At 66.1% G+C, this 25,430-nt stretch carries 24 protein-coding genes; 12 read left to right on the top strand and 12 right to left on the bottom strand.

The window, feature by feature from the left end; all coding sequences use genetic code 11:
- The first annotated feature begins 91 nt into the window (after positions 1-91).
- The 3 genes from IB273_RS26880 (at position 92) to rarD (ending at position 2,655) form a co-directional block, all read left to right on the top strand.
- On the top strand, positions 92-472 hold the full coding sequence (locus IB273_RS26880) for a substrate-binding domain-containing protein (RefSeq protein WP_192225446.1): 381 nt from the start codon (positions 92-94) through the stop codon (positions 470-472).
- A gap of 68 nt (positions 473-540) precedes the next feature.
- A complete protein-coding gene (locus tag IB273_RS26885) occupies positions 541-1,515 on the top strand; it encodes a serine/threonine protein kinase (protein ID WP_192225447.1) in 975 nt (324 codons plus the stop codon).
- A 252-nt stretch (positions 1,516-1,767) separates the two neighbouring features.
- Positions 1,768-2,655 carry an EamA family transporter RarD gene (rarD, locus tag IB273_RS26890; RefSeq protein ID WP_081519666.1) on the top strand — a complete coding sequence of 296 codons (888 nt, stop codon included), beginning with the start codon at positions 1,768-1,770 and terminating at the stop codon, positions 2,653-2,655.
- Positions 2,656-3,302: 647 nt separating this feature from the next.
- Here rarD and IB273_RS26895 read toward each other — a convergent pair.
- Complete coding sequence (locus tag IB273_RS26895) at positions 3,303-3,821, bottom strand: glycine cleavage system protein R (RefSeq protein ID WP_045212798.1); 519 nt, start codon at positions 3,819-3,821, stop codon at positions 3,303-3,305.
- A 19-nt stretch (positions 3,822-3,840) separates the two neighbouring features.
- Positions 3,841-4,290, bottom strand: a complete 450-nt coding sequence (locus IB273_RS26900; protein WP_081519665.1) for a GNAT family N-acetyltransferase — start codon at positions 4,288-4,290, stop codon at positions 3,841-3,843.
- A gap of 294 nt (positions 4,291-4,584) precedes the next feature.
- On the opposite strand from IB273_RS26900, the gene IB273_RS26905 reads away from it, so the two are divergent.
- Together IB273_RS26905 and IB273_RS26910 are read left to right on the top strand one after the other, a co-directional pair.
- Positions 4,585-6,762: a malate synthase G gene (locus IB273_RS26905; protein ID WP_192225448.1), complete on the top strand. Its 2,178-nt coding sequence runs from the start codon at positions 4,585-4,587 to the stop codon at positions 6,760-6,762.
- Positions 6,763-7,169: 407 nt separating this feature from the next.
- Positions 7,170-8,699 (top strand): NCS1 family nucleobase:cation symporter-1, encoded by a 1,530-nt coding sequence (locus tag IB273_RS26910; protein WP_192225449.1) that lies wholly within the window; start codon positions 7,170-7,172, stop codon positions 8,697-8,699.
- Positions 8,700-8,745: 46 nt separating this feature from the next.
- Here the strand turns inward: IB273_RS26910 and pcaD are convergent, their stop codons facing one another.
- Positions 8,746-9,543 carry a 3-oxoadipate enol-lactonase gene (gene pcaD, locus IB273_RS26915; RefSeq protein ID WP_192225450.1) on the bottom strand — a complete coding sequence of 266 codons (798 nt, stop codon included), beginning with the start codon at positions 9,541-9,543 and terminating at the stop codon, positions 8,746-8,748.
- A gap of 95 nt (positions 9,544-9,638) precedes the next feature.
- Between pcaD and IB273_RS26920 the strand changes: the two genes are divergently transcribed.
- The gene (locus IB273_RS26920) at positions 9,639-10,514 is read left to right on the top strand and encodes a LysR family transcriptional regulator (RefSeq protein ID WP_192225451.1); all 876 of its coding nucleotides are present in this window, start codon (positions 9,639-9,641) and stop codon (positions 10,512-10,514) included.
- On the opposite strand, the gene IB273_RS26925 is transcribed toward IB273_RS26920, so the two are convergent.
- Positions 10,515-11,267: a glutathione S-transferase family protein gene (locus IB273_RS26925; protein WP_192225452.1), complete on the bottom strand. Its 753-nt coding sequence runs from the start codon at positions 11,265-11,267 to the stop codon at positions 10,515-10,517.
- Between the two features lie 187 nt (positions 11,268-11,454).
- Here IB273_RS26925 and IB273_RS26930 point away from each other — a divergent pair, with 187 nt between their 5' ends.
- The 3 genes from IB273_RS26930 to IB273_RS26940 all read left to right on the top strand — a co-directional run bounded on the left by IB273_RS26930 (position 11,455) and on the right by IB273_RS26940 (position 15,509).
- The gene (locus IB273_RS26930) at positions 11,455-11,958 is read left to right on the top strand and encodes an RNA polymerase sigma factor (RefSeq protein WP_412548100.1); all 504 of its coding nucleotides are present in this window, start codon (positions 11,455-11,457) and stop codon (positions 11,956-11,958) included.
- Positions 11,955-12,917, top strand: a complete 963-nt coding sequence (locus IB273_RS26935; protein ID WP_081519658.1) for a FecR domain-containing protein — start codon at positions 11,955-11,957, stop codon at positions 12,915-12,917. Before IB273_RS26930 ends, IB273_RS26935 begins: the two co-directional genes overlap by 4 nt.
- Before the next feature lie 192 nt (positions 12,918-13,109).
- Positions 13,110-15,509: a TonB-dependent siderophore receptor gene (locus IB273_RS26940; RefSeq protein ID WP_192225453.1), complete on the top strand. Its 2,400-nt coding sequence runs from the start codon at positions 13,110-13,112 to the stop codon at positions 15,507-15,509.
- 138 nt (positions 15,510-15,647) lie between these two features.
- Here IB273_RS26940 and IB273_RS26945 read toward each other — a convergent pair whose 3' ends face one another.
- Positions 15,648-16,505 carry a protein phosphatase 2C domain-containing protein gene (locus tag IB273_RS26945; RefSeq protein WP_192225454.1) on the bottom strand — a complete coding sequence of 286 codons (858 nt, stop codon included), beginning with the start codon at positions 16,503-16,505 and terminating at the stop codon, positions 15,648-15,650.
- Between the two features lie 81 nt (positions 16,506-16,586).
- Between IB273_RS26945 and IB273_RS26950 the strand changes: the two genes are divergently transcribed.
- Both IB273_RS26950 and IB273_RS26955 read left to right on the top strand, forming a co-directional pair.
- Positions 16,587-17,552 carry an SMP-30/gluconolactonase/LRE family protein gene (locus tag IB273_RS26950; protein ID WP_151189086.1) on the top strand — a complete coding sequence of 322 codons (966 nt, stop codon included), beginning with the start codon at positions 16,587-16,589 and terminating at the stop codon, positions 17,550-17,552.
- 31 nt (positions 17,553-17,583) lie between these two features.
- Positions 17,584-18,207, top strand: a complete 624-nt coding sequence (locus IB273_RS26955) for a glutathione S-transferase family protein (protein ID WP_192225455.1) — start codon at positions 17,584-17,586, stop codon at positions 18,205-18,207.
- Positions 18,208-18,497: 290 nt separating this feature from the next.
- On the opposite strand, the gene IB273_RS26960 is transcribed toward IB273_RS26955, so the two are convergent.
- The 5 genes from IB273_RS26960 to IB273_RS26980 form a co-directional block, all read right to left on the bottom strand.
- Positions 18,498-18,794, bottom strand: coding sequence for a hypothetical protein (locus tag IB273_RS26960; RefSeq protein WP_192225456.1), 297 nt, complete (start codon positions 18,792-18,794; stop codon positions 18,498-18,500).
- A gap of 11 nt (positions 18,795-18,805) precedes the next feature.
- Positions 18,806-20,248, bottom strand: coding sequence for a cell envelope integrity protein CreD (gene creD / locus IB273_RS26965; RefSeq protein WP_192225457.1), 1,443 nt, complete (start codon positions 20,246-20,248; stop codon positions 18,806-18,808).
- A 200-nt stretch (positions 20,249-20,448) separates the two neighbouring features.
- Complete coding sequence (creC, locus tag IB273_RS26970; RefSeq protein ID WP_192225458.1) at positions 20,449-21,867, bottom strand: two-component system sensor histidine kinase CreC; 1,419 nt, start codon at positions 21,865-21,867, stop codon at positions 20,449-20,451.
- Positions 21,867-22,556 carry a two-component system response regulator CreB gene (creB, locus tag IB273_RS26975; RefSeq protein WP_192225459.1) on the bottom strand — a complete coding sequence of 230 codons (690 nt, stop codon included), beginning with the start codon at positions 22,554-22,556 and terminating at the stop codon, positions 21,867-21,869. The genes creC and creB overlap by 1 nt, the downstream gene beginning before the upstream one ends.
- A 65-nt stretch (positions 22,557-22,621) precedes the next feature.
- Positions 22,622-23,158, bottom strand: coding sequence for an ATP-dependent zinc protease (locus IB273_RS26980; protein WP_081519648.1), 537 nt, complete (start codon positions 23,156-23,158; stop codon positions 22,622-22,624).
- Between the two features lie 134 nt (positions 23,159-23,292).
- Between IB273_RS26980 and IB273_RS26985 the strand changes: the two genes are divergently transcribed.
- Positions 23,293-24,177, top strand: coding sequence for an acyltransferase (locus IB273_RS26985; protein WP_192225460.1), 885 nt, complete (start codon positions 23,293-23,295; stop codon positions 24,175-24,177).
- Positions 24,178-24,183: 6 nt separating this feature from the next.
- Here the strand turns inward: IB273_RS26985 and IB273_RS26990 are convergent, their stop codons facing one another.
- Positions 24,184-24,744 carry a DUF2780 domain-containing protein gene (locus tag IB273_RS26990; protein ID WP_192225461.1) on the bottom strand — a complete coding sequence of 187 codons (561 nt, stop codon included), beginning with the start codon at positions 24,742-24,744 and terminating at the stop codon, positions 24,184-24,186.
- Between the two features lie 97 nt (positions 24,745-24,841).
- Positions 24,842-25,384, bottom strand: coding sequence for a DUF2780 domain-containing protein (locus tag IB273_RS26995; protein ID WP_081519645.1), 543 nt, complete (start codon positions 25,382-25,384; stop codon positions 24,842-24,844).
- Between the last annotated feature and the right edge of the window lie 46 nt (positions 25,385-25,430).

Below are 25,430 nucleotides of genomic sequence, written 5' to 3' on the forward strand. Positions count from 1 at the left end.
TATCAAGCCCGACGAGTGCGCGGCGCGCTCCAATAACCGCCTGTGTCCCGCCCGAGGTCGGGCGGGGCCGTGGTCAATCGGAGCTCCCACCATGCGCCGCTCGCTCGCCCTGCTTGCCCTGCCGTTCCTGCTTTCCCTGCCCCTGGTCAGCCAGGCCGGCCCCGATGTCCTGCGGGTCGGCGCCAGCACCGAACTGATGCCGACGCTGGAACCACTGGTTGACCAGTACCAGCTCGCCACCCACAACAAGGTCCTGCTGATCGGCGGCGGCGAAGGCGAACTCGCCGAACAGGTCCGCCAGGGCACACCCTACGACCTGCTGCTGACGCCGCTGCACAATACCGACAAGCCCTCGCAAAGGCTCGAGTGCAAAGCCCGCACGATGCAGAAGCTGACCCTGGTGAAGGGCGAGCGCCGGGCGCTCGCCACGGACTTCGTCGAGTACCTGAAAAAACACTGCGCCGACCACTGAGGCGACTGCGCACCCAAACAGGGCGGACTGGGTAAACTAGGCAGCTTTACCATTGCCGGAACGTCGCCATGTCCCATCCCTTTTCCGACCTCACCCCCGACCTGGTGCTGGATGCGGTGGAAAGCATCGGTTTCCTCAGCGACGCTCGCGTACTCGCGCTCAACAGCTACGAGAACCGCGTCTACCAGGTAGGCATCGAGGACAGCGAGCCGCTGATCGCCAAGTTCTACCGCCCCGGCCGCTGGACCACCGAGGCGATCCTCGAGGAGCACGCCTTCTCCGCCGAACTGGCCGAATGTGAAGTCCCGGTGGTGGCGCCGCTGGTGCACGAGGGCATGACCCTCTTCGAACACGCCGGCTTTCGCTTCACCCTGTTCCCCCGTCGTGGCGGCCGCGCGCCGGAGCCGGGCAACCTCGACCAGTTGTATCGCCTCGGCCAACTGCTCGGCCGCCTGCACGCCGTGGGCGCCAATCGCCCGTTCGAGCACCGCGAGGCGCTGACGCCACAGAACTTCGGCCACCAGTCCCTGGCCACCCTGCTGGACGGCAACTTCATTCCCAGGAGCCTGCTGCCGGCCTACGAGTCCGTGGCCCGCGACCTGCTGAAGAAGATCGACGACCTCTACGCCCGGACGAAGTACTCGCCCATCCGCATGCACGGCGACTGCCACCCCGGCAACCTGCTGTGCCGCGACGAGACCTTCCACGTCGTCGACCTCGACGACTGCCGCATGGGTCCGGCCGTGCAGGACCTGTGGATGATGCTCGCCGGCGAGCGCCAGGAGCGCCTCGGACAGCTCTCGGAACTGGTCGACGGCTACCAGGAATTCCACGACTTCGACCCGCGCGAGCTGCCGCTGATCGAGGGCCTGCGCGCCCTGCGCCTGATGCACTACAGCGCCTGGCTGGCGCGCCGCTGGGACGACCCGGCATTCCCGCCGAGCTTCCCCTGGTTCGGCACCGAGCGTTACTGGGGCGAACAGGTGCTGGTGCTGCGCGAGCAGCTGGCAGCGCTGGATGAGGAACCGTTGCGGCTGTTCTGATTTCCGCATTTCGTCACCCAATCGTGGATATCCGACTGACTCCCTGCAGGAGTGCCCCATGGGCGCGATCGCGGCCATGGCCCGCTCCTACAGGTCGACTTCGCTGGCGTGGCGTTATCCACAACCCGTAACGGCATCGTTACGCACATTCGCCAGCGCCACCGGGACATCCAGCGAAGCGGCACAGACAAGCCAGCACGAGCGCCCTAGAATTGTGCAGCCACTCATTAGCTGCCTAACCAAGGATGTTCCATGGCCACCGCCAACCCCCGCCGGGGCTACGCCCTGGGCTTGACTGCCTACGTCATCTGGGGACTCTTCCCGATCTACTTCAAGCTGCTCGAACGCATCCCCGCCCTGGAAATCATCACCCACCGGGCCATCTGGTCGGCGGTGTTCGGCGCCCTGCTCCTGCTGGTGTGGAAACACCCCGGCTGGTGGCGCGAGCTGCGCGAGAACCCCAAGCGCATCGCGGTGCTCACCGCCAGCGGCCTGCTGATCGCCAGCAACTGGCTGGTCTACGTCTGGGCGGTGAACAACGGCCACATGATCGAGGCCAGCCTGGGCTACTACATCAACCCGCTGATCAACGTATTGCTGGGCCTGGTGATCCTGCGCGAACGCCTGCGCCCGCTGCAGTGGGTCGCGGTCGGCCTCGCCGCGCTGGGCGTGGCGCAGCAGCTGTGGCAACTGGGCAGCCTGCCCTGGGTATCCCTGGCGCTGGCGCTGACCTTCGGCTTCTACGGGCTGATCCGCAAGCAGGCGCCAGTCGCCGCGCTGCCGGGGCTGGTGGTGGAAACCTGGATCCTGCTGCCGCTGGCGATCGGCTACCTCGTGCTGTTCGCCGATGGCCCGAGCGTGCATGCGGACTTCTGGACCACCAAGGACGCCATCTGGCTCGCCGCCGCCGGCCCGATCACCCTGGTGCCGCTGGTGTGCTTCAACGCCGCCGCACGCCACCTTCCTTATGCAACCCTCGGCTTCCTGCAGTACCTGGCGCCGACCCTGGTGCTGCTGCAGGCGATCCTGCTGTTCGGCGAACATCTGGACACCACACGGCTGATTTCCCTCTGCTGCATCTGGGCAGGCCTGGTCGTCTACAGCGTGGACATCTGGTACCGCCTCGCCCGCGGAGACTGATCATTAATTGATCCACTGCCTGAAAGCCACGCCAGCCGTGACTTGCAGGCAGTCACCCGCAGATTGTCCACAGCTCTATCCCGCGATTGCGGGGATAACGGCCAGCTCTTCCACAGGCCGTCCTGCCAAGCGTTTCACACCGCCCCTTTCCCCAGGCGCGAGCCGGCCACTGATCAAGAATTGATCAACACCTCAGAAGCCCCGCAAGCTCTGGCCTGCATGAATATTCCCCCGGCTTTTCCACAGGCTGATCCCCGCTTCGTGTGGATGCAGCAGAGCCGTCTGCGCAGAAAGTGGACAACCCTGTGAAACCCAGAGCCAACGTGCCCTGCAGCGTTTCATGAACGGTTTCTCCACAGATTCTTCCAGTGTATTTGTGCACAGCGGTTGCCTGGCCCGCAGCGCCCTATTCGTCGCGCGCCATCTGTACGAAAAATGACCACATCGCCCAAGACCACGGTAATAGCGGGATGCAGAGACTTATCAACAAAATGCCCACGGCGCGACCCCCGCAATCTGTGCACAGCCGCGAAGCAGGAAGTGGATAAACGGATTGGCGTGAAGCCCATGTAAAATGGGCCCTATGTCGATCCATCAACAGAGAGCCCACAGGTTTTTCCACAAGAATCGTACTCAGAGTGAGGCCGTCATTCCCCGCTGTGGAAATTCAGCTCCACCATCAGGTCATCGGCCAGCTCTTCCAGCTTCTGCTGCAGGGTTTCCAACGGCAGGGTCAGCGGCACGGCCAGCAGCGCCTCGGCATGGAACAGCGGCTCGCTGCTCATGGGCGCGGGGAGCACCTCGGTGGTCAGGCTCTCCAGGTTCACGCCATGCTCGGCCAGCAGCTGGGTGATATCGCGGACGATGCCGGGGCGGTCGTTGCCCACCAGGTCGAGATGGATCGGCTTCCAGTTGCAGGCCGGCTCGATGCCGCTCTCCGCCAGCAGCACGCGGATGCCGTGCTCGCTCAGCTCCTGCAGACCTTCCACCAGCTCGTCATAGCCCTCGGCAGGCACTGCTACGCGAAGGATCCCGGCGAACTGCCCGGCCATGCGCGACATGCGGCTTTCCAGCCAGTTGCCGCCGTGGGCGGCGATGCATTTGGCCACGCGCTCCACCAGACCGGGCTGGTCCTGGGCGATGACGGTCAATACGAGGTGGTCCATGAGCAGTCTCCGCGAAGGGCTAGGCCGTGAGGTCCAGCCAATAGGTGTAGAACTTGTCGTCCCGCTTGTAGCCCAGGCGCTCGTACAGCGACTGGCCAGCGTGGTTGGTCTTCGCCGTCTCCAGCATCAGGCCGCAGGCGCCGGTGGCTTCGCCGTGGGCGCGGGCGGCGTTCATCAGCGCCTCGCCATAGCCATCGCGGCGCGCAGCGGGCAGCACGTAGAGGTCACTGATCAACCACGACGCCTGCAGCGCCAGGGAAGCGAAGAACGGGTACAGCTGCACGAAGCCTACCGCCAACCCATCGATGCTGCGCGCGATGAATACCGTGGACTGCCCGCTGCCGATGCGCGCCCCGAGAAACTCGCGAATCCTCGCGTGGGGCGCGGGCACCTCGTAGAAATCGAGGTAGCCGGAAAACAGCGGAACCAGGTCATCCAGATCGGTGGGGGTGGCAAGCGTCACGGACATGCGGGATTCTCCAGGAGGGAAGAAGCAGTATAGGCACGGCGAGGTTAGCCGGCTGCGACGGGCTGCCACAGGTACCCATCCGGGGAATGCGTGTACAGTTTTAAGATTTATCTGGAACAATCCAGATAATATTTGCGAACATAAGACCTGCTACGTGACTGATATGCGTACTTTGGTCTAACCGCGACGCTAGCCCACTGATTTTTCCCACGGCATCATGTAGTATTCCGCGGCTCGGACTACAAGGCGTTTTGCCTGTGTCCAGAGCTGGTCCTGAGCAGAGTGAGGCAAGCAATGACTGAACGCGTTCAAGTCGGTGGCCTGCAGGTCGCCAAAGTCCTTTTCGACTTCGTGAACAACGAAGCCATTCCCGGCACCGGCATCGAGTCCGGCAAGTTCTGGGCGGGCGTAGAAACCGTAATCAACGACCTGGCCCCCAAGAACAAGGCCCTGCTCGCCAAGCGCGATGACATCCAGGCGAAAGTCGATGGCTGGCACCAGGCCCGCGCCGGCAAGCCGCATGATGCGGTCGCCTACAAGGCCTTCCTGCAGGAAATCGGTTACCTGCTGCCCGAGCCGGCCGACTTCCAGGCCAGCCCGCAGAACGTCGACGACGAAATCGCCCGCATGGCCGGCCCGCAGCTGGTAGTGCCGGTGATGAACGCGCGCTTCGCCCTGAACGCCGCCAACGCCCGCTGGGGCTCGCTGTACGACGCACTGTACGGCACCGACGCGATCAGCGAAGAGAACGGCGCCGAGAAGGGCAAGGGCTACAACAAGGTCCGCGGTGACAAGGTGATCGCCTTCGCCCGCGCCTTCCTCGACGAAGCCGCCGCACTGGAATCCGGCTCCCACGTCGACGCCACCGCCTACGTCGTGAAGAACGGCGCACTGGCCGTGACCCTGAAGAACGGCAGCGAGACCGGCCTGAAGAACGCCGCTCAGTTCCTCGCCTTCCAGGGCGAAGCCGCCAAGCCGAAGGCCGTGCTGCTCAAGCACAACGGCCTGCACTTCGAAATCCAGATCGACCCGACCAGCCCGATCGGCCAGACCGATGCCGCTGGCGTGAAAGACGTCCTGATGGAGTCCGCGCTGACCACCATCATGGACTGCGAAGACTCCGTGGCCGCCGTCGACGCCGACGACAAGGTCGTGGTCTACCGTAACTGGCTGGGCCTGATGAAAGGCGACCTCGCCGAGCAGGTTTCCAAGGGCGGCAGCACCTTCACCCGTACCATGAACCCCGACCGCGTCTACACCAGGGCCGACGGTTCCGAGCTGAGCCTGCATGGCCGCTCCCTGCTGTTCGTGCGTAACGTTGGCCACCTGATGACCAACCCGGCGATCCTCGACGCCCAGGGCAACGAAGTGCCCGAAGGTATCCAGGACGGCCTGTTCACCAGCCTGATCGCCATTCACAACCTGAACGGCAGCGCGACCCGCAAGAACAGCCGCACCGGCAGCGTGTACATCGTGAAGCCGAAGATGCACGGCCCGGAAGAAGTCGCCTTCGCCGCCGAGATCTTCAGCCGCGTCGAGGACCTGCTGGGCCTGCCGCGCAACACGCTGAAAGTCGGCATCATGGACGAAGAGCGCCGCACCACCGTCAACCTGAAGGCCTGCATCAAGGCCGCCGCCGAGCGCGTGGTGTTCATCAACACCGGCTTCCTCGACCGCACCGGTGACGAAATCCACACCTCCATGGAAGCCGGCGCCATGGTGCGCAAGGGCGCCATGAAGACCGAGACGTGGATCGGTTCCTACGAAAACAACAACGTCGACGTCGGCCTGGCCACCGGCCTGCAGGGCAAGGCCCAGATCGGCAAGGGCATGTGGGCCATGCCCGACCTGATGGCCGCCATGCTCGAGCAGAAGATCGCTCACCCGCTGGCCGGCGCCAACACCGCCTGGGTTCCGTCGCCGACCGCCGCCACCCTGCATGCGCTGCACTACCACAAGGTCGACGTGTTCGCTCGTCAGGCCGAACTGGCCAAGCGCGCGCCGGCTTCGGTGGACGACATCCTGACCATTCCGCTCGCCCCCAACACCAACTGGAGCGCGGAAGAGATCAAGAACGAGCTGGACAACAACGCCCAGGGCATCCTCGGCTACGTGGTCCGCTGGATCGACCAGGGCGTCGGCTGCTCCAAGGTGCCGGACATCAATGACGTCGGCCTGATGGAAGACCGCGCCACCCTGCGTATCTCCAGCCAGCTGCTGGCCAACTGGCTGCGCCACGGCGTAGTCACCCAGGAGCAGGTGCTGGAAAGCCTCAAGCGCATGGCGTCGGTGGTGGATCGCCAGAACGCCGGTGACGCCCAGTACCGCGCGATGGCGCCGAACTTCGACGACAACGTGGCGTTCCAGGCTGCACTGGAACTGGTCCTCGAAGGTGCCAAGCAGCCCAACGGCTACACCGAGCCGGTCCTGCACCGCCGCCGCCGCGAGTTCAAGGCCAAGAACGGTCTGTAAGAACATCGCCAAGCGTTGAAGAAACCGCCCTCCGGGGCGGTTTTTTTATGGCTGCTGATCGGGAATCGACACTACGCCCAGCCAATGGTGGACGCCCCCCCCCCCCCCCGCGAGGCATTCCGACCACAGGGAATCGGACACGTAACGCATGTGCACAATTATTGTGTACAAAATCCCCACCCCGCACATCCGAGAATCACAACCAACCTGACTCGCAAGTCAATGATTGCTATGGAAATTTAATTTCCTGACCACCTGGACAGCCACCAAGACCGCACCAATAAAGGGCTCAAGCGGGATTCGAAGCTGCCTGCAGCGGGGTCTGGAAGGCGGCGGAGCGTTGCACTGGCATGGAATTGGCTTTGAACACAAACCACAAAAAGCCGTGCATACAAACCGAGCAGCCCATGAACTCCAGCCCTACCCACCTGTCCGGCGTTTCCCCTGCCCAACCTGTCGATGGCGCGGCCTGCGCGAAGACTGCCGCGCCAACCCTGAGCCCGCGCCTGTACAGCGCCGACCTGGCCCCGACCAGGGCCGCCGGCCGCAACTGGGGGCGCTACAGCCTGTTCGCACTGTGGACCAACGATGTACACAACATCGCCAACTATTCCTTCGCCATCGGCCTCTTCGCGCTGGGCATGAGCGGCGCGCAGATCCTCGCCGCCTTCGCCCTCGGCGCGCTGGTGATCTACGGCCTGATGAACCTGTCCGGCTACATGGGCCAGAAGACCGGCCTGCCCTATCCGGTGATGTGCCGCATCAGCTTCGGCATCCACGGCGCGCAGTTGCCGGCGCTGATCCGAGCGGTGATCGCCATCGCCTGGTTCGGCATCCAGACCTACCTCGCCTCGGTGGTCCTGCGCGTGCTGCTCAGCACCATCGCGCCGAGCCTTGCGGCCTACGACCAGGACTCGATCCTCGGCCTGTCGACCCTCGGCTGGATCACCTTCCTCGGCATCTGGTGCGTGCAGCTGGTGATCTTCGCCTACGGCATGGAGATGGTGCGCCGCTACGAATCCTTCGCCGGTCCTATCATTCTGGTGGCCTTCGCCAGCCTCGCCGGCTGGATGTACTGGCGCGCCGGCCTGTCGATCTCCTGGTCCAGCGGCAACGCGCCGACCGGCTCGGCCATGTGGCTGAAAGTCCTGGGCGCCGCCGCGCTGTGGGTCTCGCTATACGGCACCATGATCCTGAATTTCTGCGACTTCACCCGCAACTGCCCGGACCGCCGCACCATCAGCGTCGGCAACTTCTGGGGCCTGCCGGTGAACATGCTGGGCTTCGCGCTGATCGCCGTGGTGCTGGCCGGCGCGCAGTTCAGCATCGACGGCAAGCTCGTGCAGAACCCCACGGAAATCGTCGCCGCGATCCCCAACACCTTCGGCCTGGTGCTGGCCTGCCTGGCCTTCCTGATCGTCACCGTGGCGGTGAATATCATGGCCAACTTCGTCGCCCCGGCCTACGTGCTCACCAACCTCGCGCCGAACCTGCTGAACTTCCGGCGCGCCGGCCTGCTCAGCGCCACCATCGCGGTGCTGATCCTGCCCTGGCACCTGTACAACAGCCCGGCGGTGATCGTGTATTTCCTCGGCGGCCTGGGCGCGCTGCTCGGCCCGCTGTACGGGATCATCGTCACCGACTACTACCTGGTGCGCCGCAGCCGGGTGAACCTGCCCGAGCTGTACAGCGAGAGCCGCGACGCCAGCTACCACTACAGCGGCGGCGTGAACCTGCGCGCCGTGGCGGCGTTCGTCCCGGCCGCGCTGATCGCCATCGTGCTGGCACTGATTCCGGCGTTCGATGCGCTGTCGCAGTTCTCCTGGTTCTTCGGCGCCGGCCTCGGCGCGCTGATCCACTACACCCTGGCCGATCGCAAGCGCCGCTACGCGGACGTCTCCGGCGAGCCCATCGCGGTGGATGCTGCACATCACTGATGCTTGTGGACAAACGACAAGGCCGCCCTCGGGCGGCCTTGTTCGTTCAGGGCGCCAGCAGGAAATCCAGCACCGCCCCTTCGAACTCGCGGGGAAACTCGATGTTCGACAGGTGCACCGCCGGCAGCGTGAACAGGCGCGCGCCGGGGATCGCCCGGGCTATCAGCTCGCTGTGGTCCGCGGCGGTCACCGTGTCGAACTGACCGGCGATCACCAGCGTGGGCAGGCGCACGTCACGCAAGGCGCTGCGCAGATCGGTTTCCTGCACAGCAGCAAAGGAGCCGGCCAGCCCATGTCGGTTGGTCGCCAGCAGCGTGGCACGGAACGGCTCCACCTCCGGCCGCCGCGAATCCAGCCAGGCTGCCGGGAACCAGTTGGTGAGGAAGATAGCCGCGGTGCCCTGCATATCCTCCGCCGCCAGTACCTCGGCGATGCGCTCATCCCACTGATCCTGCGGCCCGAGCCAGGCGGAGGTGTTCGCCAGCACCAATCGCCCGATGCGCTGCGGAGCATTCAGCGCCAGCCACTGGCCGACGAAACCGCCGAGGGAAAGGCCGAGGAAATGCGCACGCTGAACGCCGAGCGAATCGAGCAGCTCGATCACGTCTTCTCCCAACCGCGCCAGTGAATAGGGACCCGCGGGAACGCTGGAGGCGCCGTGCCCGCGAGCGTCGTAGCGCAGCACGCGGAAGTGTTCGCTCAACGCAGCGACCTGCCCGCCCCACATGTGCAGGTCGGTGCCGATGGAGTTGGACAGCACCAGCAGGGGGCGTTCGGCGGGGCCGTCCAGGCGATAGGCGATGCGGGCGCTGTCGCGGGTAGTCAGATAGTGCAGCGGGCTCATGGCAGCCTCTCCTCAAGGGGTGTGAGACGAGGCTAGTTGCAGCGCACTCTGGAAGAAATTACAAAGACCGGACGATCTCTGTCAGGAAAGCTGACATGCACGACTTCACCCTGCACGACCTGCAGTGCTTCGACGCGGTGGTCGAAGCCGGCGGCTTCCAGGCCGCCGCCCTGCAATTGCATCGTTCTCACCCGGCGGTTTTCGCCGCCTTGGCCCGCCTGGAGCGCCAGCTCGGCTTCGAGCTGCTGGACCGCAGCGGCTACCGCGTCGCCCTGACCGCCGCCGGCGAATCCTTCCACCGCCGCGCCCGAGGCCTGCTGCGCGAGCTGGGCAGCCTGCGCGACCACGCTGCGCACCTGGCAGCCGGTGAAGAAAGCGAACTACGGGTGGTGCTCGGCGACTTCTGCCCGCGCCCCTCCCTGCTGGAAAAGCTTGCACGCTTCTTCGCCACGCAACCCCGCACGCGGCTGCAGCTGTACTTCGAAAGCGTCAGCGGGCCACTGGAGCGGCTGCTCGATGGCGAGGCCGAATTGGTCCTGCACCGCGTGGACAAGGCCGACCCACGCCTGGAGTGGCTGGACCTGGGCGAAGTGGACTTCATCCCGGTGATAGCGCCGGGGCTGCTGACGGACATCACGGACCTCCGCCCGGAGCACCTGCGTTCGCTCACCCAGTGCGTGATGCGCGACAGCGCCCGGCACTCGCCGCCGGTGGACTTCTTCACCCTGGAAGGTGCGCCGCAATGCACGGTGCCGGACCAGGCGATGAAGAAGGAGCTGGTGCTGCACGGCCTCGCCTGGGGCCATCTGCCGCGCCACCTGATTGCCGAGGAGCTGGCCGACGGTCGCCTGCGCGATCTCAGCGGCCCCCACCTGCCCGGCCGTCGCGAGGAGCTGGTCGCCGCGCGCCTGCGCGACCGCGCCCACGGCCCGGTCGCGCAACGACTCTGGAGCTTTCTGCAGCAGGCCTGATCAGCTGCGGCTCATCGGCCCGCGCACCGGCTGTTCGCGCATATGGCTGACTTCACTGACCGGCGCGCCGGCGGCAATCAGCGCCTCGCGCTGCTGGGCGATGGGCGTGCGGGCGATGGCGCGTTCGAACTGGTTGAGCTTCTGGAACGCCGGCAGCGCGAAGGCCGCGGCAAGCATGGCCGCCAGTTTCGGCCAGCGCCGGGCATCCAGCTCGTAGCGGGCGAACTGCGCGTTGCGCATGAAGCAGGCGACGCTGATGTCGGCGATGGACAGCTCACCGAACAACCAGCCGTTCTCCGGCAACTGCGCCTCCAGGTAATCGAATACTGCCGGCAGGTCGTGCTGGTAGGTCTTCTCCAACACGGCGGCGTCCGGCTCACGGCCCCACACGCCGCGACCGATCACCAACTGGTCGAACAGCTGCCAGATCAACACCTGGCCCATGCGGCTGTCGGCGAACTCCTCGATCCAGCGCGCACGGGCGCGAACGGCGATATCCACCGGGTACAGCGCCGGCTGTGGATAACGCTCTTCCAGGTACTGGCAGATCACCGAGGAGTCGTTCAGCACCAGCTCGCCGTCCACCAGCACCGGCACCTGGCGAAGCGGGCTGAGGCGCTCGAAGGCCTCGTTGCCGAAGAACGGCACGACGGAGTCGACGCGGTAATCGACGCCCTTCATTTCCAGCAGGACCAGCGCCTTGCGCACATAGGGCGAGAGGAAGGAACCGATGATCAGCACAGGGTCGGACATGGCGAGGCTTTCCGCGAAAAGGGTCGTCCGATTGTAGAACGACGCCGAAAAGCGGGCGACCGGCAGCAAAAGCCGACGGGTGCCAATTGCGCGCATGACTGCACTTTGCGATCATTTGCGAATGGTTATCGTTTTTTAACTTGATCCCATTCGAGATCATTGGGGGAGTAGCTTGTCGGCCATCCAGATGGGTAGCGGCGAACTCGTTGGCGCCTTGTATCGCGATCACCGCGACTGGCTGACTGCCTGGCTGAATCGCAGTCTGGGCTGTCCGCAGCGCGCCGAAGACCTGAGCCAGGACACCTTCGTTCGCGTGCTCGGCCGTCGCGAGCTGCCCTCCCTGCGCGAACCGCGCGCCTTCCTGGTGACCGTCGCCAAGGGCCTGCTGGTGGACCACTGGCGCCGCGTGGCGCTCGAACAGGCCTACCTCGACGAACTGAAATGCCTGCCCGAAGCAGTGCAGCCCTCCGCCGAAGACCACTGCCTGATCCTCGCCGACCTGCGCGAGATCGACCGTCTGCTGGGCAAGCTGTCCACCCGCGCGCGCAGCGCCTTCCTGCTCAACCGCCTGGACGGCCTGGGCCACGCCGAAATCGCCGAGCAACTGGGCGTTTCCGTACCGCGCGTGCGCCAGTACATCGCCCAGGGCCTGCGCCAGTGCTACATCGCGCTGTACGGCGAGCCGACGTGAAGGGACCGGTTTCCCTGCAGATACTGGACGAGGCGATCAGCTGGCAGCTGCGCCTGGGCTCCGGCGAATCGCGTCCGGACGATGAAGCCGCTTTTGCCCGCTGGCACTCGGCCCACAGCGAACACGCCCGCGCCTGGAGCCAGCTGGGCATGCTCGACCGCAGCCTCGCCGGCGCCGCGCCCAAGGCGGCACGCAACGCCTTGCTGCGCTCGCCGGGCGAATCCCGGCGCAAGGTCCGTCGCCTGGCCGGCACCGGCTTGTCGTTGCTGCTGGTCGGCGCGCTGGCGCTGGGTGTCGGCAACCGCTACACGCCGGTGCGCTATGCCTTCTCCGACCTGGTGACAGCCACCGGCGAGCAACGCGAACTGCGCCTGCCGGACAACACCCGGCTGGTGCTCAACAGCCGCACCGCCGTCGATGTGCGCTTTGACGCCGAGCAGCGGCGCATTGTCCTGCTCAGCGGCGAAATCCTGGTGGAGACCGCCCACGGCGACAGCCGCCCGTTCATCGTCGAAACCGACGAAGGCCGCCTGCGCGCCCTCGGCACGCGCTTCCTGGTGGAGCGCGACGACAGCGACAGCACCTTGCTGAGCGTCCTGCAGTCCGCCGTGGCCGCACGCCCGGAGCGACTGCCGGATGAACGCGTGGTCAACCAGGGCCAGCAGGTGCGTGTGCGCGCCGATGGATTCGGCGCGCTAGAGGCCAACAGCGCCACTGCCGATGCCTGGACCCACGGCATGCTGGTGGTGGACAACGTCCGCCTGGGCGAGCTGATCGACCAGCTGGCGCGCTACAGCCCCGGCTACCTGGCGGTGGATCCGGCGCTGGCGAACCTGCGCATCACCGGCAGCTTCCCGCTGAAGAACATCGACCTGGCGCTCAGCTCGCTGGAGCCGACGCTGCCGGTGCGCATAGAGAAGCACGGCCAGTGGTGGTCGCGCGTGGTGCCGCGCGGCTGAATCCCCTGCAGGAGCGGGCCATGCCCGCGATGACATCCAGCGCGATATGGACCTGTGGCGGGCGGAGTCCACTCCTGGGAAAAGCTGCCTCGGCGAATACACGAAAAATTATTTTCACCCAGCCCTATCACTTTTCAATTCTCGTCCGGCAAGGAGGCATCGAGAACCGTTTTCATTCAGGAGTCGTTTTCAATGCGCCGCCCGTTCGAACTGTCGTTCCGCCCCTGCCTGTTGGCCACCGCCATCCTGCTGGCCACCTCTTCGGCCGTCGCCGCCGAAGCCGTGCGTGACTACCAGGTACCCGCCGGCCCGCTCGCCAGCACCCTCAACCGCATCGCCGCCGAAGCCGGCCTGTCGCTGAGCCTCGACCCGGCGCTGGCCCAGGGCCGCAGCGCACACGCCGTGCAGGGTCGCTACGATGCCGCCGGCGCGCTGCGCCAGGCGCTGCAGGGCAGCGGGCTGGAACTGGTGGAAAGCGAATCGGGCAGCTACAGCCTGCGCCCGGTGCCCAGCGACACCCTGTCGATGTCGGCCACCACCATCAGCGCTGCCCAGGAAGACCCGGACGGCCCGGCGGTGGGTTACGTGGCCACCCGTTCACGCATCGGCACCAAGACCGACACGCCGATCCTGGAGACCGCCAAGTCCATTTCCGTGGCCACCCGCGAGCAGATGCAGGACCGTGGCGTGCAGAACATCGACGACGCCGTGCGCTACATGCCCGGCACGGTCGCCAGCAGCTACGGCAGCGACACGCGCTCCGACTGGTTGCGCATCCGTGGCTTCGAACCGACCCAGTTCCTCGACGGCCTGCCGATGGCCACCGGCGTCTACGCCAACCCGAAACTCGATACCTGGGACCTGGAGCGTGTGGCTGCCCTGCGTGGCCCGGCCTCCTCGGTCTATGGTCAGACCCCGCCCGGCGGCCTGCTCGACATGACCAGCCTGCGCCCGCAGGCCGAACAGGCCAGCGCCGTGCAACTGCAGGCGGGCAACTACAACCACAAGCAGATCAACTTCGACAGCACCGGCCCGCTGGACGATGAAGGTCGCTTCCTATACCGCGTCAGCGGCGTGGTGCGCGACAGCAACACGCAGATCGATCACATTCCGGACAAGCGCTACAACCTGGCGCCGAGCCTGACCTGGAACATCGACGACGACACCAAGCTGACCTTCCTCAGCCAGTTCACCCGCGACGACACCGGCATCACCAGTGCCTTCCTGCCGCTCAAGGGCACCAAGTACGACGCACCGTTCGGCGACATTTCGCACCACAAGAACCTGGGTGACCCGGACTGGGAAAACTATGACCGCACCACCTGGTGGCTGGGCTACGCCTTCGAGCACCGCCTGAATGACGTCTGGCAGTTCCGCCAGAACCTGCGCTACATGAAGAACGACCTGTCGTTCGATGCGCTGACTCCGGGCGGCTACCTCGACACTGTCAGCGACGACGGCACCCTCAACCGCGTCAGCACCTCGGTGGACGAAGACCTCGACCAGTTCGTGGTGGACAACAACTTCCAGGCCGACTTCGACACCGGTGAACTCAAGCACACCGTGCTGCTGGGTCTGGACCACAACCGCATGGACACCAGCTACACCTCGATCTACGGCTACAACGTGCCGCCGACCAACGTGGTGCACCCGATCTACGGCCAGCCGATCGTCACGCCACCGCGTTCGGACGCGTTCTACGACTATCGCCAGAAGATCAACCAGACCGGCGCCTACGTGCAGGATCAGATCGCCCTGGACAACTGGCGCCTGACGCTGGGTGGCCGCTATGACTGGGTACACACCGATACCAAATTCCGCAACAAGGGCGATGCCACCACCTCCGGCACCGACCGCCAGTTCAGCGGCAACGCAGCGCTGAGCTATATCTTCGACAACGGCATCGCACCCTACCTGTCGTACTCCGAGTCGTTCCAGCCCGCCACCGGCGCGGACGTCTCCAGCACCGAGTCGTTCAAGCCGACCGAAGGCAAGCAGTGGGAACTGGGCGTGAAGTATCAGCCGATCGGCAGCGATACCCTGCTGACCGCCGCCGTGTATGACTTGCGCCAGGAAAACGTGAGTGTCTCCGAGAACATCGGCGGTGTGCCGGTCACCAGCCAGACCGGCGAAGTGAAAGTTACCGGCCTGGAGCTGGAAGCCAACTCCAACCTGACCGAGAACCTCAAGCTGATCGGCAGCTACAGCTACACCGACACCGAGGTGAAGAAGGGCCAGTACGCCGGCAACCGCCTGCAGCTGATCCCGCGCAACGCCGCCTCCCTGTGGGCCGACTACACCTGGCACGCCGGCATGCTCAACGGCTTCGGCGTCGGCTATGGCGTGCGCTACGTGGGCGACACCTACGGCGACCAGGCCAACACCTTCGACGGCTACGCGGGCTCCTACACCGTGTACGACGCCGCGGTGCACTACGACCTGGGCAAGCTGGACAGCAGCCTCAATGGCGCATCGGTGGCGGTCAATGCCACCAACCTGTTCAACAAGGACTACATCTCCACCTGCGACGGTTACTACTGCTACTACGGCGACCAGCGCAAAGTGGTGGCGAGTGTGACCTACAAGTGGTGATGAACCGGGCGGGATCGAACGCCTGATAGTTCCGGCCCACAGTTCGCCCTGCTGCCAGCTTCAGCGCAAAGCCCCGCTCCGACAGGAGTGGGGCTTTTGCTTTTGGGCGTGCCCGCTCCTGCAGGGAAACTCCGGCGTTCAACGCACCACCTCTCCCCAGACCACGCTCGCATCGTCATGGATCTTCAGACGCGGATAATCCAGCGCCTGGTCATCGGCGCTTTCCAGCGCGCGCAGTTCATCGATCAGCGCCTCTACGCCCCGCTCGGGCAATGCTGCGAACAGCGCATCCAGATCGTAGCGACGGAAATCCAGCAACCGGTCGAAGCCATCGGTGACCAGCATGAACGCCTTCAGCCCCGCAGGGGCGAGCACCCGGCGTTGCACGTGGGGAATCCAGCGCTCGCTCGGGTCGAGGCACCAGTAGCCTTCCGGCGTGTTGGCCAGCGCACGGTTGCGCCGCACCCATTCGCGACTGGCCTGCCAGAGTTGCGCATGGCTCCAGTCCGGATTCGCCTCGCGCAGCGCCAGCAGGCGCTGAACCGACTGGCGATCAATCTCTTCCAGCGGCGTGTCGCCGAAGCTCTCGACGCGGCCATCGTCCCAGGCCAGGTGGATGCAGGTATCGCAGAGATTGAGCAACTCCAGCGAGCCGTCGCCCAGTACCCGCAGCAGGCTCAGGCAAGCGGTGGGCAGGTTGAGATCCAGGCTCACGGCCACGCCGGAGTCACGCTGGAAGTCCGCAGCGATGCCCGCCTGCAATTGCGCCAGCAGCTCGTCGGTCGGTCGATACGGCTGCTCCTCCAGCAAGCGCTGCAGGTGCGCATTGGCGCTCTGCGCCAGCCAGCGCGCGTCACTCTCGCCACCCACCAGCCCCTTCCCGAGACTGGTCGCACCATCCAGCACCCAGGCCGCCTGCGCGGTGTAGCCGATGGCATCGTCGTTCACCGGCGAACCCTGGCGGCAGGCCGCCCCGCGTACGGAAATCGTCGTCACAAGCCCTTCTCCTTCGTTTCGTCGGCCACACTGACCGGCGTACAGTCTCACCTGAATCCGGACCCTGCCAAGGAGAGCCCCATGCTTCGCGTCCTGTCCCGTCCCCTGAGCAGCTTGCTCCTGACCGGCCTGCTGCTGGCCACCGGCGCCCATGCCGCCGAGGTGAAGTACTTCGACCTGCCCAAGGGCTCCGGCCCGCACGATGTAGCGCCCACCGAGGACGGCAAGGTCTGGTACACCGCGCAGAAGCTCGGCGTGCTCGGCCGGCTCGATCCGCAGACCGGGCAGACCGAACAGATCAGCCTGGGCAAGGGTTCCAGCCCCCATGGCGTGATTGCCGATGGCGACGGCGACGCCTGGATCACCGACAGCGGCCAGAACGCCATCGTCCACGTGGACGCGCAGCGCCTGGGTGTGGAAGTCATACCGCTGCCCAAGGAAGCGGCCAATGCCAACCTCAACACTGCGGTATTCGATGACGACGGCGTGCTGTGGTTCACCGGGCAGAACGGATTCTACGGCCGCCTCGACCCGGGCAGCCGCGACCTGAAGGTCTGGCCGGCGCCGCGCGGCAAGGGCCCGTACGGCATCGCAGTGGCTCCGGATGGCGGCCTCTGGTACGCCTCCCTGGCGGGCAACTACATCGGCCAGATCGACGGCATCGAAGGCAGCGCCACCCCCTTCGATGCGCCAAGCAAGGACGGCGGCCCGCGCCGGCTCTGGGCGGATTCCGTGGGGCGACTCTGGGTCAGCCAGTGGAACGCCGGGAGCCTGGCGCGCTTCGACCCCAGCGACAACCAGTGGAAAACCTGGAAGCTGCCGGGTGATCATCCGCAGCCTTATGCGGTCTACGTCGATGCCATGGACCAGGTATGGCTGAGCGATTTTTCCGCCAATGCGCTGCTGCGCTTCGACCCGCAGAGCGAGAAATTCACGGCCTTCCCCAGCGATCACGAACACGCCAACGTCCGCCAGCTGCTTGGCCGCCCCGGCGAAGTGTGGGGCGCCGAATCCGGCACCGATCGCCTGGTGCTGATCCGCGATTGAACCGATGACCGAACCCCAGGAGTTGCTGTCGATGAGTACCCGCCCCGTCCTGTTCCACGCCGCCGCTTCGCCCTTCGTGCGCAAGGTCATGGTCCTGCTGCACGAGACCGGCCAGGTCGATAGCGTGGAGCTGTACGCCGCCGTCCACACGCCTATCGCGCCGGACGCCGGCGTGCTGCACGACAACCCTGCCGGCAAGATTCCCGCCCTGCACCTGGCCGATGGCCAGAGCCTGCACGACAGCCGGGTGATCCTCGAATACCTCGACCAGCAGCATAGTGGCGAGCCGCTGATCCCCCGCGAGGGCGCAGCACGCTGGCGTCGCCTCACCCTCGCCTCGCTGGCCGATGCGGTGCTCGATGCGGCCGTGCTGATCCGCTACGAAACCGCCATGCGCCCGCAGGAAAAACACTGGGACAAATGGCTGGACAACCAGCAGCTGAAGATAGTCCGCACCCTCGCCTACTTCGATGGCCCGGCCCACGCCGAACTGGCCGGGCGCTTCGACATTGCCGCCATCGGCGTGGCCTGCGCCCTGGGCTACCTGGACTTCCGCCAGCCGCACTGGGACTGGCGCGCCGACCACCCACAGCTGGCCCAGTGGTTCGCCGAGGTCAGCCAGCGGCCGTCGATGCAGGCGACGGTGCCGGGCTGACGCTCGCCGCTACAGAGAACAACGCCAGCTCCGGCTAATCGAGCTATCAGGCGCAGGCCACACTCGCCAGCCTGCGCCCCCCAGCCCCCTCTCCCTCTGGGAGAGGGTTGGGGTGAGGGGGAAGGCTCCGCAGAAACCACGGTGAGCTACCGACCGCCGCACTACCCTGCGCTCAAACCGCTCATCACGCACCACTCGCCGCTCCAGCCCCTGCTCGAACAACCCGGCGATCTGCCGCGCCAGCCGCCGGCCCACTTCGCGCTCCTCGCGCAGTCCGCTCCACGCACTCATCACTTCTTCCCCCATCTGTAGATCGGCAGCGCCAGCAGCAGGCCGAGTTGTGCCACACCCAGGCACATTTCCAGGAAGGAACGCACATGGGGATTGTTCGCCGCGTCCTCGATACCCGTGAGTTGAGTCCACAGCTCACCCGGCAGCATCAGCGCCAGGTGCGCTAGCGGCTTGCCGGTGGCCACCAGCAGGGCGATCCAGTCGAAGCGGCCGAGCAGCATCAGCACCGGCAGGCACAGGCCACTGACCAGCAGGCCGGCGAACAGACACAGGGAAAAACGCATCAGGTTGGGCATTTGTCTTCTCCTCAGCGCTGCACGCGCACGTCTTCCAGGGAAAATTCCAGGTCGTCTGCGCGGGGCTTGCCGATGCCGTACCAGTCCAGGTGACGGGTCAGCACCATCACGCCACCGAGCACGCCGAACAGCAGCAGCGAACCCATCAGCAACGCGTAGTCCTCGGCGCTGAGCAGCGCGTAGAGCATCCCGTAGAGCCCGGCCAGCCCGAGGCTGAACCCGGCTCCGCGCCACAGGCTGCGCAGCACGTGGCAGAGGTAGAAGCCGATCAGCCCGACGCACGCGCCAGCTGACAGCAGGTAGGCCAGCTCGAAGCCGACATGCTCGGAGAGCGACAGCAGCAGCAGGTAGAACAGCGCCAGCGCCATGCCCACCAGGGCGTACTGGATCGGGTGCATCGACAGGCGCTTGAGCACTTCGAAGAGGAAGAAGCCAGCGAAGGTGAGGACGATGAACAGCAGCGCGTACTTCACCGCGCGGTCGGTCTTCAGGTACTGGTCCACCGGGTCCACCAGCGCCACGCCGAAGCGGTGCTGGCCGAACTCGCTGCACTCCGCCGAACTGGCACGGGAGGCATCCGGGTCGACCGCTTCGACCGCACGGGCGACATCGGCCTGGGCCGGCGCGGTGCAGGCACGCAGCTGGTCCTCCAGGTTGGTGGCGAAGAAGCTGGTGCGCCAGCGTGCGCTGAAGCCCTGGTCGGTGACGCTGCGTTCGGTGGGCAGGAACTCGCCGCCGAAGCTGGGGTGCGGCCAGTCCGAGACCAGGTTGACCTGGCTGTCGCGGCCGACCGGGGTGATGTCCAGGCGGCTGCTGCCCAGCAGCGACAGTTCGAAGGCGTAGTCGAATCGCTGCTCGTGATCGCTGGCCTTGAGTGGCAGCACCGCATGCACGCCGTTGCCGAGGAACTGGCTCTGGGTGCCCGGCTGGAAGTCGCGCAGTTCGTCACCGACCTTCAGCTTCGGTGCGTTCTCGATACCGCGCACGTCACTGATGCCCACCGCCAGCAGCGGGTCGTCGAAACGGTAGCTGCCCAGGTCGCTGGTGATGCCGTAGTTGGCCGGCAGGACGAAGCTGCCGCTGACCTGGCTCTCGGCATGGAACAGGCGCGCCTCGTAGATGCCGCGATGGCGCAGCTCGGTGCGCATCTGCCCATCGAGACTGAAGACTTCCGGCAGGAAGTACAGGCGTCCACGTACCTCGCGTTCCTGCAGCACGCGCTGCTGGCTCGCCTTGTCCAGGCGCCAGCCACGGATGGTGCGGGTGTAGGGCACGACCACCAGCGGGCCGGTGAGCTGCTGGCTGTAGCTGGCGCTGCGGGCGATGTCCTGAAGGACTTCGTCGCGGTAGTTCTGACGCTCGTCGACGAGGCCGTCGATCATCAGCAGGGGTATCAGCAAGAGGACGATCAGCAGCGCAATGGCGCCGAGCTTGATGCCGAGGTGGCGATTCATCGAAGGCTTCTCCGTAGGTGGACGACGGAGCAAGCCTGGGGCCCGCGCGTGGGAACGCTCGGGGCGGAGTGTGGAGACTGTGTGGGTTTTATGTGGCGGCGGCGCAACCTGTAGGAGCGGGCCATGCCCGCGATCACGCCCATGGGGCGCTCCTGCAGGATGCGTCGAACCTCCCGACGCGGGCGATCCTTGCCGATGTTCTACCCCTGCGGCAACGAAAGACTCGCGCGCACACCACCCTCGATGTTCTCGACGCTCAGCTCACCGCCATGCAGCGCCGCCACCTCGGCAACGAAATTGAGGCCCAGGCCGGTGCTCTTGCGTCCACTCAGCGGGCGCGGCAGCGAGTAGAAACGCTCGGTCAGGCGCGGCAGGGCAAACTCCGGAATCGCTTCGCCCTGGTTGAACAACTCCACACGCCAGCCTTCGCCGTCAGGCTGCGCATCGAAGCGAATCAGGCCACCGGCCGGGGTGAAATCCAGCGCATTGTCCAGCAGGTTGCCCAGCGCCTGGCGCAGCAGGAAACGCTCGCCCACCACGCTTGCCTGCTGTGGAATCGCGTTCTCCAGCAGCACGCCCTGCACACGGGCCATGCGCTCGTCGATCAGCTCATTCGCCAGCTCGTGCAACGCCACCGGCACATGCTCCTCCAGTCCCTGGCGCTGCTCCACCTGGGCGAGGTTCAGCAGGCGCTCGATCAGTTGTTGCAGGCGCTCACTCTCCCCGGCGATGTTGCCGACGAAGCGCGCACGCTGCTCGGCAGGCATCTCGCCTTCGAGCAGTTCCGCCGCTCCGCGAATCGCCGCCAGCGGGCTCTTCAATTCGTGGGTCAGGGTATGCACGTAGCGCTCGACGTAATCCTTGCCCTCCAGCTGCACGCGCATGCGCTCCACCGCGCCAGCCAGCTGCGCCATCTCGCCACCGCGGTAGCGCGGCAGCTCGGCGCGCCGGCCCTCGCTCACCGCCTGGGCGTAGCGGGTCAGGCGATCCAGTGAGCGGCTCAGCCACCAGGACAGCCCCGCGCCCACCAGCAGGCCGAGCACGATCAGCCCGGCGCCGAGCCACGCCAACCGGCGCTGCGAGCGGTCGATGTAGGGCTGCAGTGTGCGGTTTGGCTTGGAGACCGAGACCACGCCGATGATCCTTTCGCCGTCGCGGATCGGCGCGGCGACGTACATCACCGAGGACTCCGGATCGTCCGCCGACTCGCGGCTGGAGCGCGCACCGTACTCGCCATTGAGCGTCCGATAGACGTCATTCCAGCGCGAATAGTCCTGGCCCACCGCCTTGCCGAGGGAGTCCAGCAGGACGATGCCGCGCGCATCGGTGACGTAGATGCGGTGGTTCACCGCCGTCTTGTTCACGCCCCAGATGTCGGCCCGCGGGCTGCGCGCGCCGTAGGCGCGGAGCATGTCGGGCAGCCGGCTCTGGTCGAGGGTGCCACTCTTCACGTCGGCCTGGAGAATCTCGGCCAGCAGGTTGGCGGTATCCACCAGCGTCTCTTCGCTGGACTGGCGCACGCCGGGGCGAATCTCGTCCATAACCGTGCGCAGGACGAACCAGCCGGTCAGCCCGACGAAAAAGAAGTAGACCAGGAAGATCCGCAGCGACAGGCGCATCAGCTCTTGTCCGGCGCGTAGCTGTAGCCCAGGCCGCGATGGGTCTGGATCGGTTCGGCGGCGGGGACGACCTGGCGCAGCTTGGCGCGCAGGCTCTTGATGTGGCTGTCGACGTTGCGCTCATAGCCCGCATCGGCGGCGACGCCCAGCGCATCGAGCAACTGCTCGCGGCTGAAGACGCGTTCGGGGCGCGCCAGCAGCGTTTGCAGCAGGCGGAATTCGTGGCGGGTCAGGGCCAGCGAGTGGCCGTGGTAGCGAATCTGGAAGCGCTCTTCGTCCACCTCGAACGGGCCGTTGCCGGCGGGCACCGTGGCCGGCGCCTCACGCGGCGCGGTGCGCTTGAGGATGGCTTTCACCCGCGCGGCGACTTCGCGCGGGCTGAAGGGCTTGACCACATAGTCGTCCGCGCCGATCTCCAGGCCCACCACGCGATCGATCTCGGCGTTGCGCGCGGTGAGGAAGATCACCGGCACCTCGGAGAAGCGCCGCAGTTGCTTGCAGGCTTCGAAGCCGCTGATGTCGGGCAGGCCGACGTCGAGGATGACCAGGTCGAATGCGTCACGCTGCAGGCGTTCGAGGGCGGGGCCGGCGAGGTTCAGCCAGGTGGTCTCGAAGCCCTCGGCCTGCAGGGCATAGAGCAGCGTGTCGGCGATGGCGGCTTCATCTTCGACGATGAGGATGTGGGGCATGGGATTCCGATTCCCGGGAAAGTTCCGGAAGGGTCCATCATGCCCCGCGCCGCGTCAATCGAGGATCAGGAGCAGCTCGGCTTGCCGGCGACGAAGCGCTCGCCCGGGTCCACCGCGACGTGGAATTTGCGCAGGCCCTTGGTGCCCATCAGGAACGGGTAGTTGAAGTGGCTGCGATCGGTGAGGTTGACCTCGATGGTGCGCTGGTCGCCACCCAGGCACACCGGCAGCTCGATCACCGGGCGCTGGCTGAGGCCGGGGCTGGCCTCTTCCTCTTCGTCCTCGCCGGCGGATTCGGTGCGGTTCTTGATCTTCGAGATGCGCGAGAGCTTGTGCTCGTACACCGAGTCGCCGCCGTCCTTGGTGGCCAGCTTGAAGCGCACCCAGTCCTCGCCGTCGCGCTGGAAGATCTGGATGTCCTTGGCCGACAGCGACGAGGTGTAGGCGCCGGTGTCCATCTTGGCCTGCAGGGTCTGGTCGAGTTCGGGCAGGCTGACCCATTCGTAGCGGCCGTAGAGCTTGGTCTCGGCGGCCAGGGCGAGGCCGGGCAGTGCGATGCCGGCCACAGAGAGAAGCGAAAGCAGAGCGAGGGCGCGTTTCACGCGAAATCTCCGGGGTGGAATACGTCGCATAGGACTAGCACGGCGGCCATTGGTTCGCCATACCCGCGCCGCTTGGGCCGGGACAATTGTCTGCGTATCATGGCCGCGCCACCGTCGCACAAGGAATGGACCCCATGCCGGCAGTCAAAGGCGTCATCGCCAGCCTCCTGCTGTTGCTCAATACCCTGATCCTGATCGGGCCGATGATGCTGATCGCGCTGCTCAAGCTGGTGATTCCCGGCCAGGCAGCGAAGGACGCCTGCTCGCGCGGGGTGATGTGGATCGCCGAGACCTGGGCGGAGATCGACAAGGCTATCTTCGCCCTGATGACCCCGACCGTGTGGGACATCCGCGGCGCCGCCCAACTGCGCGGCGACACTTCCTACCTGGTGATCAGCAACCACCAGTCCTGGGTCGACATTCCGGCGCTGGTGCAGGCGTTCAACCGCAAGACGCCCTACTTCAAGTTCTTCCTGAAGAAGGAGCTGATCTGGGTGCCCTTCCTCGGCCTGGCCTTCTGGGCGCTCGACTATCCCTTCATGAAGCGTTACAGCAAGGCCTTCCTGGAGAAGCACCCGGAGCTCAAGGGCAAGGACCTGGAGATCACCAAGGCGGCCTGCGAGAAGTTCAAGCGCATGCCGGTGACCGTGGTGAACTACCTCGAAGGCACGCGCTTCACCCCGGCCAAGCAGGCCCAGCAGCAGTCGCCTTACCAGAACCTGCTCAAGCCCAAGGCCGGCGGCGTGGCCTTCGTCCTGGCGGCACTGGGCGAGCAGTTGGACACCCTGCTGGACGTCACCCTGGTCTATCCGAAGGGCCCGCGACCGGGCTTCTGGGACCTGCTGTGCGGACGCGTGCCGCGCGTCATCGTCGATATCCAGGCGCGCGAGATCGACCCCGCGCTCTGGCAGGGCGATTACGAGAGCGACCCGGAATTCCGCCAGTACGTGCAGCACTGGGTGTCGCAGTTGTGGGAACAGAAGGATGCGCGCATCGAACAGCTGCGCCAGGAGTTCTGACGCTCCCTACGCGCCCCGTCCGGAGACCGGCGCAGCCGGCGTCAGCGGGGCCGCCGGCGTCCCCCAGAGTCCGCCGAGCGTCCCCAGCAACTGGCTGCTCAGGCCCTGCTCGGTGAAGTAGTCGAGGATCACCCCGGCGAAGCGGCCGATCATCGACTGGTCCATGCCCAGTACGCCGAAGATCTGGTCGACGTCCTGCAGGTTGTTGATCCCGCCGAGCAGCGCCGCGGCGTTGCCCAGTCCACCGAAACCGCCCAGCGCCCCGCCCAGATCGCCCAGCGAGCTGTTGCCGGCGAGCTGGTCGAGGTTCGGCAGGGATTTCTGCAGTTGCGCCGTGTCGGTTTCCTTCAGGCTGTTCATTGCCATCGCCAGCATGGCGCCGGTGCCGCCGATAGCCTGCTGCTCGCTGACACCCAGCTGCCTGGTGAGGTTGCCCAGCAGCGCACTGGCGGCCGGCGGCACGCTCTGCGCCTGCGTGGTGGGCTCGCTGGTGTCGGTGAAGGTGGCGGCGAACACGGGGGAAACGGCCAGGCAGGCGGCCAGGAAGACGACGGAACGGGTGGGCATCGACGGCTCCGGAAAACGGATGTCCGGCCCCAGGGCGGGGCCGGATCGTCGATAGGACCGGGGCGCGGCGCGGCGGTTCCGCGCCGGCTGGCGGATATCAGGCGCCGGTGCCCCAGAGGCTGCCCAGGGTGCCGAGCAGGTTGCTGTTCAGGCCCTGCTTGCCGAGGTAATCCAGCAGCACGCTGGAGAATTTGCCGGTCATCTCCTGGTCCATGCCCAGCGCGCCGAAGGCCTTGCTCACGTCGCCCATGCTGCTGACGTTGCCCAGCAGACCGCTGGAAGCGCCGCCACCCAGGTCGCCCAGCTGGCCACCGAGGCCGCCCAGGGCATTGCTGCCGGTGAGCTTGTCGAGGCCGGGAACGGTCTTCGCCAGCTGCGAGTAATCGGCGGTGCTCAGTTTGTTCTTCGCCAGGCCCAACAGTGCGCCGGTACCGCCGAGCGCCTGTTCGTCGCTGACGCCGAGCTGGCCGGTCAGGGCGCCGAGCAGGCCGCTGGTCTGCGGCGTGGATGCCACGCGCGAGGTGTCGGCGCCGGTCGCGCCGGACACCGCCTTGGCGGCATCGCCCAGGTTGAAGGCGAACGCGGAGGAAGTCGCCAGCAGGGCGGCCAGTGCTAGGGTGACACGGGGTTTGACGGACATCGCTGTCTCCTGGGGGTTCCGGACGCCATATCGACCGGGAGGCAGG

Source organism: Pseudomonas sp. PDM19 (assembly GCF_014852215.1).
Classification (GTDB): domain Bacteria; phylum Pseudomonadota; class Gammaproteobacteria; order Pseudomonadales; family Pseudomonadaceae; genus Pseudomonas.

What these genes read in the sequence shown, in the direction of transcription:
- IB273_RS26880 (WP_192225446.1), top strand. Translation starts at nt 92, where the DNA reads ATGCGCCGCTCGCTCGCCCTGCTTGCCCTGCCGTTCCTGCTTTCCCTG.
- IB273_RS26885 (WP_192225447.1), top strand. Translation starts at nt 541, where the DNA reads ATGTCCCATCCCTTTTCCGACCTCACCCCCGACCTGGTGCTGGATGCG.
- rarD (WP_081519666.1), top strand. Translation starts at nt 1,768, where the DNA reads ATGGCCACCGCCAACCCCCGCCGGGGCTACGCCCTGGGCTTGACTGCC.
- IB273_RS26895 (WP_045212798.1), bottom strand. Translation starts at nt 3,821, where the DNA reads ATGGACCACCTCGTATTGACCGTCATCGCCCAGGACCAGCCCGGTCTG.
- IB273_RS26900 (WP_081519665.1), bottom strand. Translation starts at nt 4,290, where the DNA reads ATGTCCGTGACGCTTGCCACCCCCACCGATCTGGATGACCTGGTTCCG.
- IB273_RS26905 (WP_192225448.1), top strand. Translation starts at nt 4,585, where the DNA reads ATGACTGAACGCGTTCAAGTCGGTGGCCTGCAGGTCGCCAAAGTCCTT.
- IB273_RS26910 (WP_192225449.1), top strand. Translation starts at nt 7,170, where the DNA reads ATGAACTCCAGCCCTACCCACCTGTCCGGCGTTTCCCCTGCCCAACCT.
- pcaD (WP_192225450.1), bottom strand. Translation starts at nt 9,543, where the DNA reads ATGAGCCCGCTGCACTATCTGACTACCCGCGACAGCGCCCGCATCGCC.
- IB273_RS26920 (WP_192225451.1), top strand. Translation starts at nt 9,639, where the DNA reads ATGCACGACTTCACCCTGCACGACCTGCAGTGCTTCGACGCGGTGGTC.
- IB273_RS26925 (WP_192225452.1), bottom strand. Translation starts at nt 11,267, where the DNA reads ATGTCCGACCCTGTGCTGATCATCGGTTCCTTCCTCTCGCCCTATGTG.
- IB273_RS26930 (WP_412548100.1), top strand. Translation starts at nt 11,455, where the DNA reads ATGGGTAGCGGCGAACTCGTTGGCGCCTTGTATCGCGATCACCGCGAC.
- IB273_RS26940 (WP_192225453.1), top strand. Translation starts at nt 13,110, where the DNA reads ATGCGCCGCCCGTTCGAACTGTCGTTCCGCCCCTGCCTGTTGGCCACC.
- IB273_RS26950 (WP_151189086.1), top strand. Translation starts at nt 16,587, where the DNA reads ATGCTTCGCGTCCTGTCCCGTCCCCTGAGCAGCTTGCTCCTGACCGGC.
- IB273_RS26955 (WP_192225455.1), top strand. Translation starts at nt 17,584, where the DNA reads ATGAGTACCCGCCCCGTCCTGTTCCACGCCGCCGCTTCGCCCTTCGTG.
- IB273_RS26960 (WP_192225456.1), bottom strand. Translation starts at nt 18,794, where the DNA reads ATGCCCAACCTGATGCGTTTTTCCCTGTGTCTGTTCGCCGGCCTGCTG.
- creD (WP_192225457.1), bottom strand. Translation starts at nt 20,248, where the DNA reads ATGAATCGCCACCTCGGCATCAAGCTCGGCGCCATTGCGCTGCTGATC.
- creC (WP_192225458.1), bottom strand. Translation starts at nt 21,867, where the DNA reads ATGCGCCTGTCGCTGCGGATCTTCCTGGTCTACTTCTTTTTCGTCGGG.
- creB (WP_192225459.1), bottom strand. Translation starts at nt 22,556, where the DNA reads ATGCCCCACATCCTCATCGTCGAAGATGAAGCCGCCATCGCCGACACG.
- IB273_RS26985 (WP_192225460.1), top strand. Translation starts at nt 23,293, where the DNA reads ATGCCGGCAGTCAAAGGCGTCATCGCCAGCCTCCTGCTGTTGCTCAAT.
- IB273_RS26990 (WP_192225461.1), bottom strand. Translation starts at nt 24,744, where the DNA reads ATGCCCACCCGTTCCGTCGTCTTCCTGGCCGCCTGCCTGGCCGTTTCC.
- IB273_RS26995 (WP_081519645.1), bottom strand. Translation starts at nt 25,384, where the DNA reads ATGTCCGTCAAACCCCGTGTCACCCTAGCACTGGCCGCCCTGCTGGCG.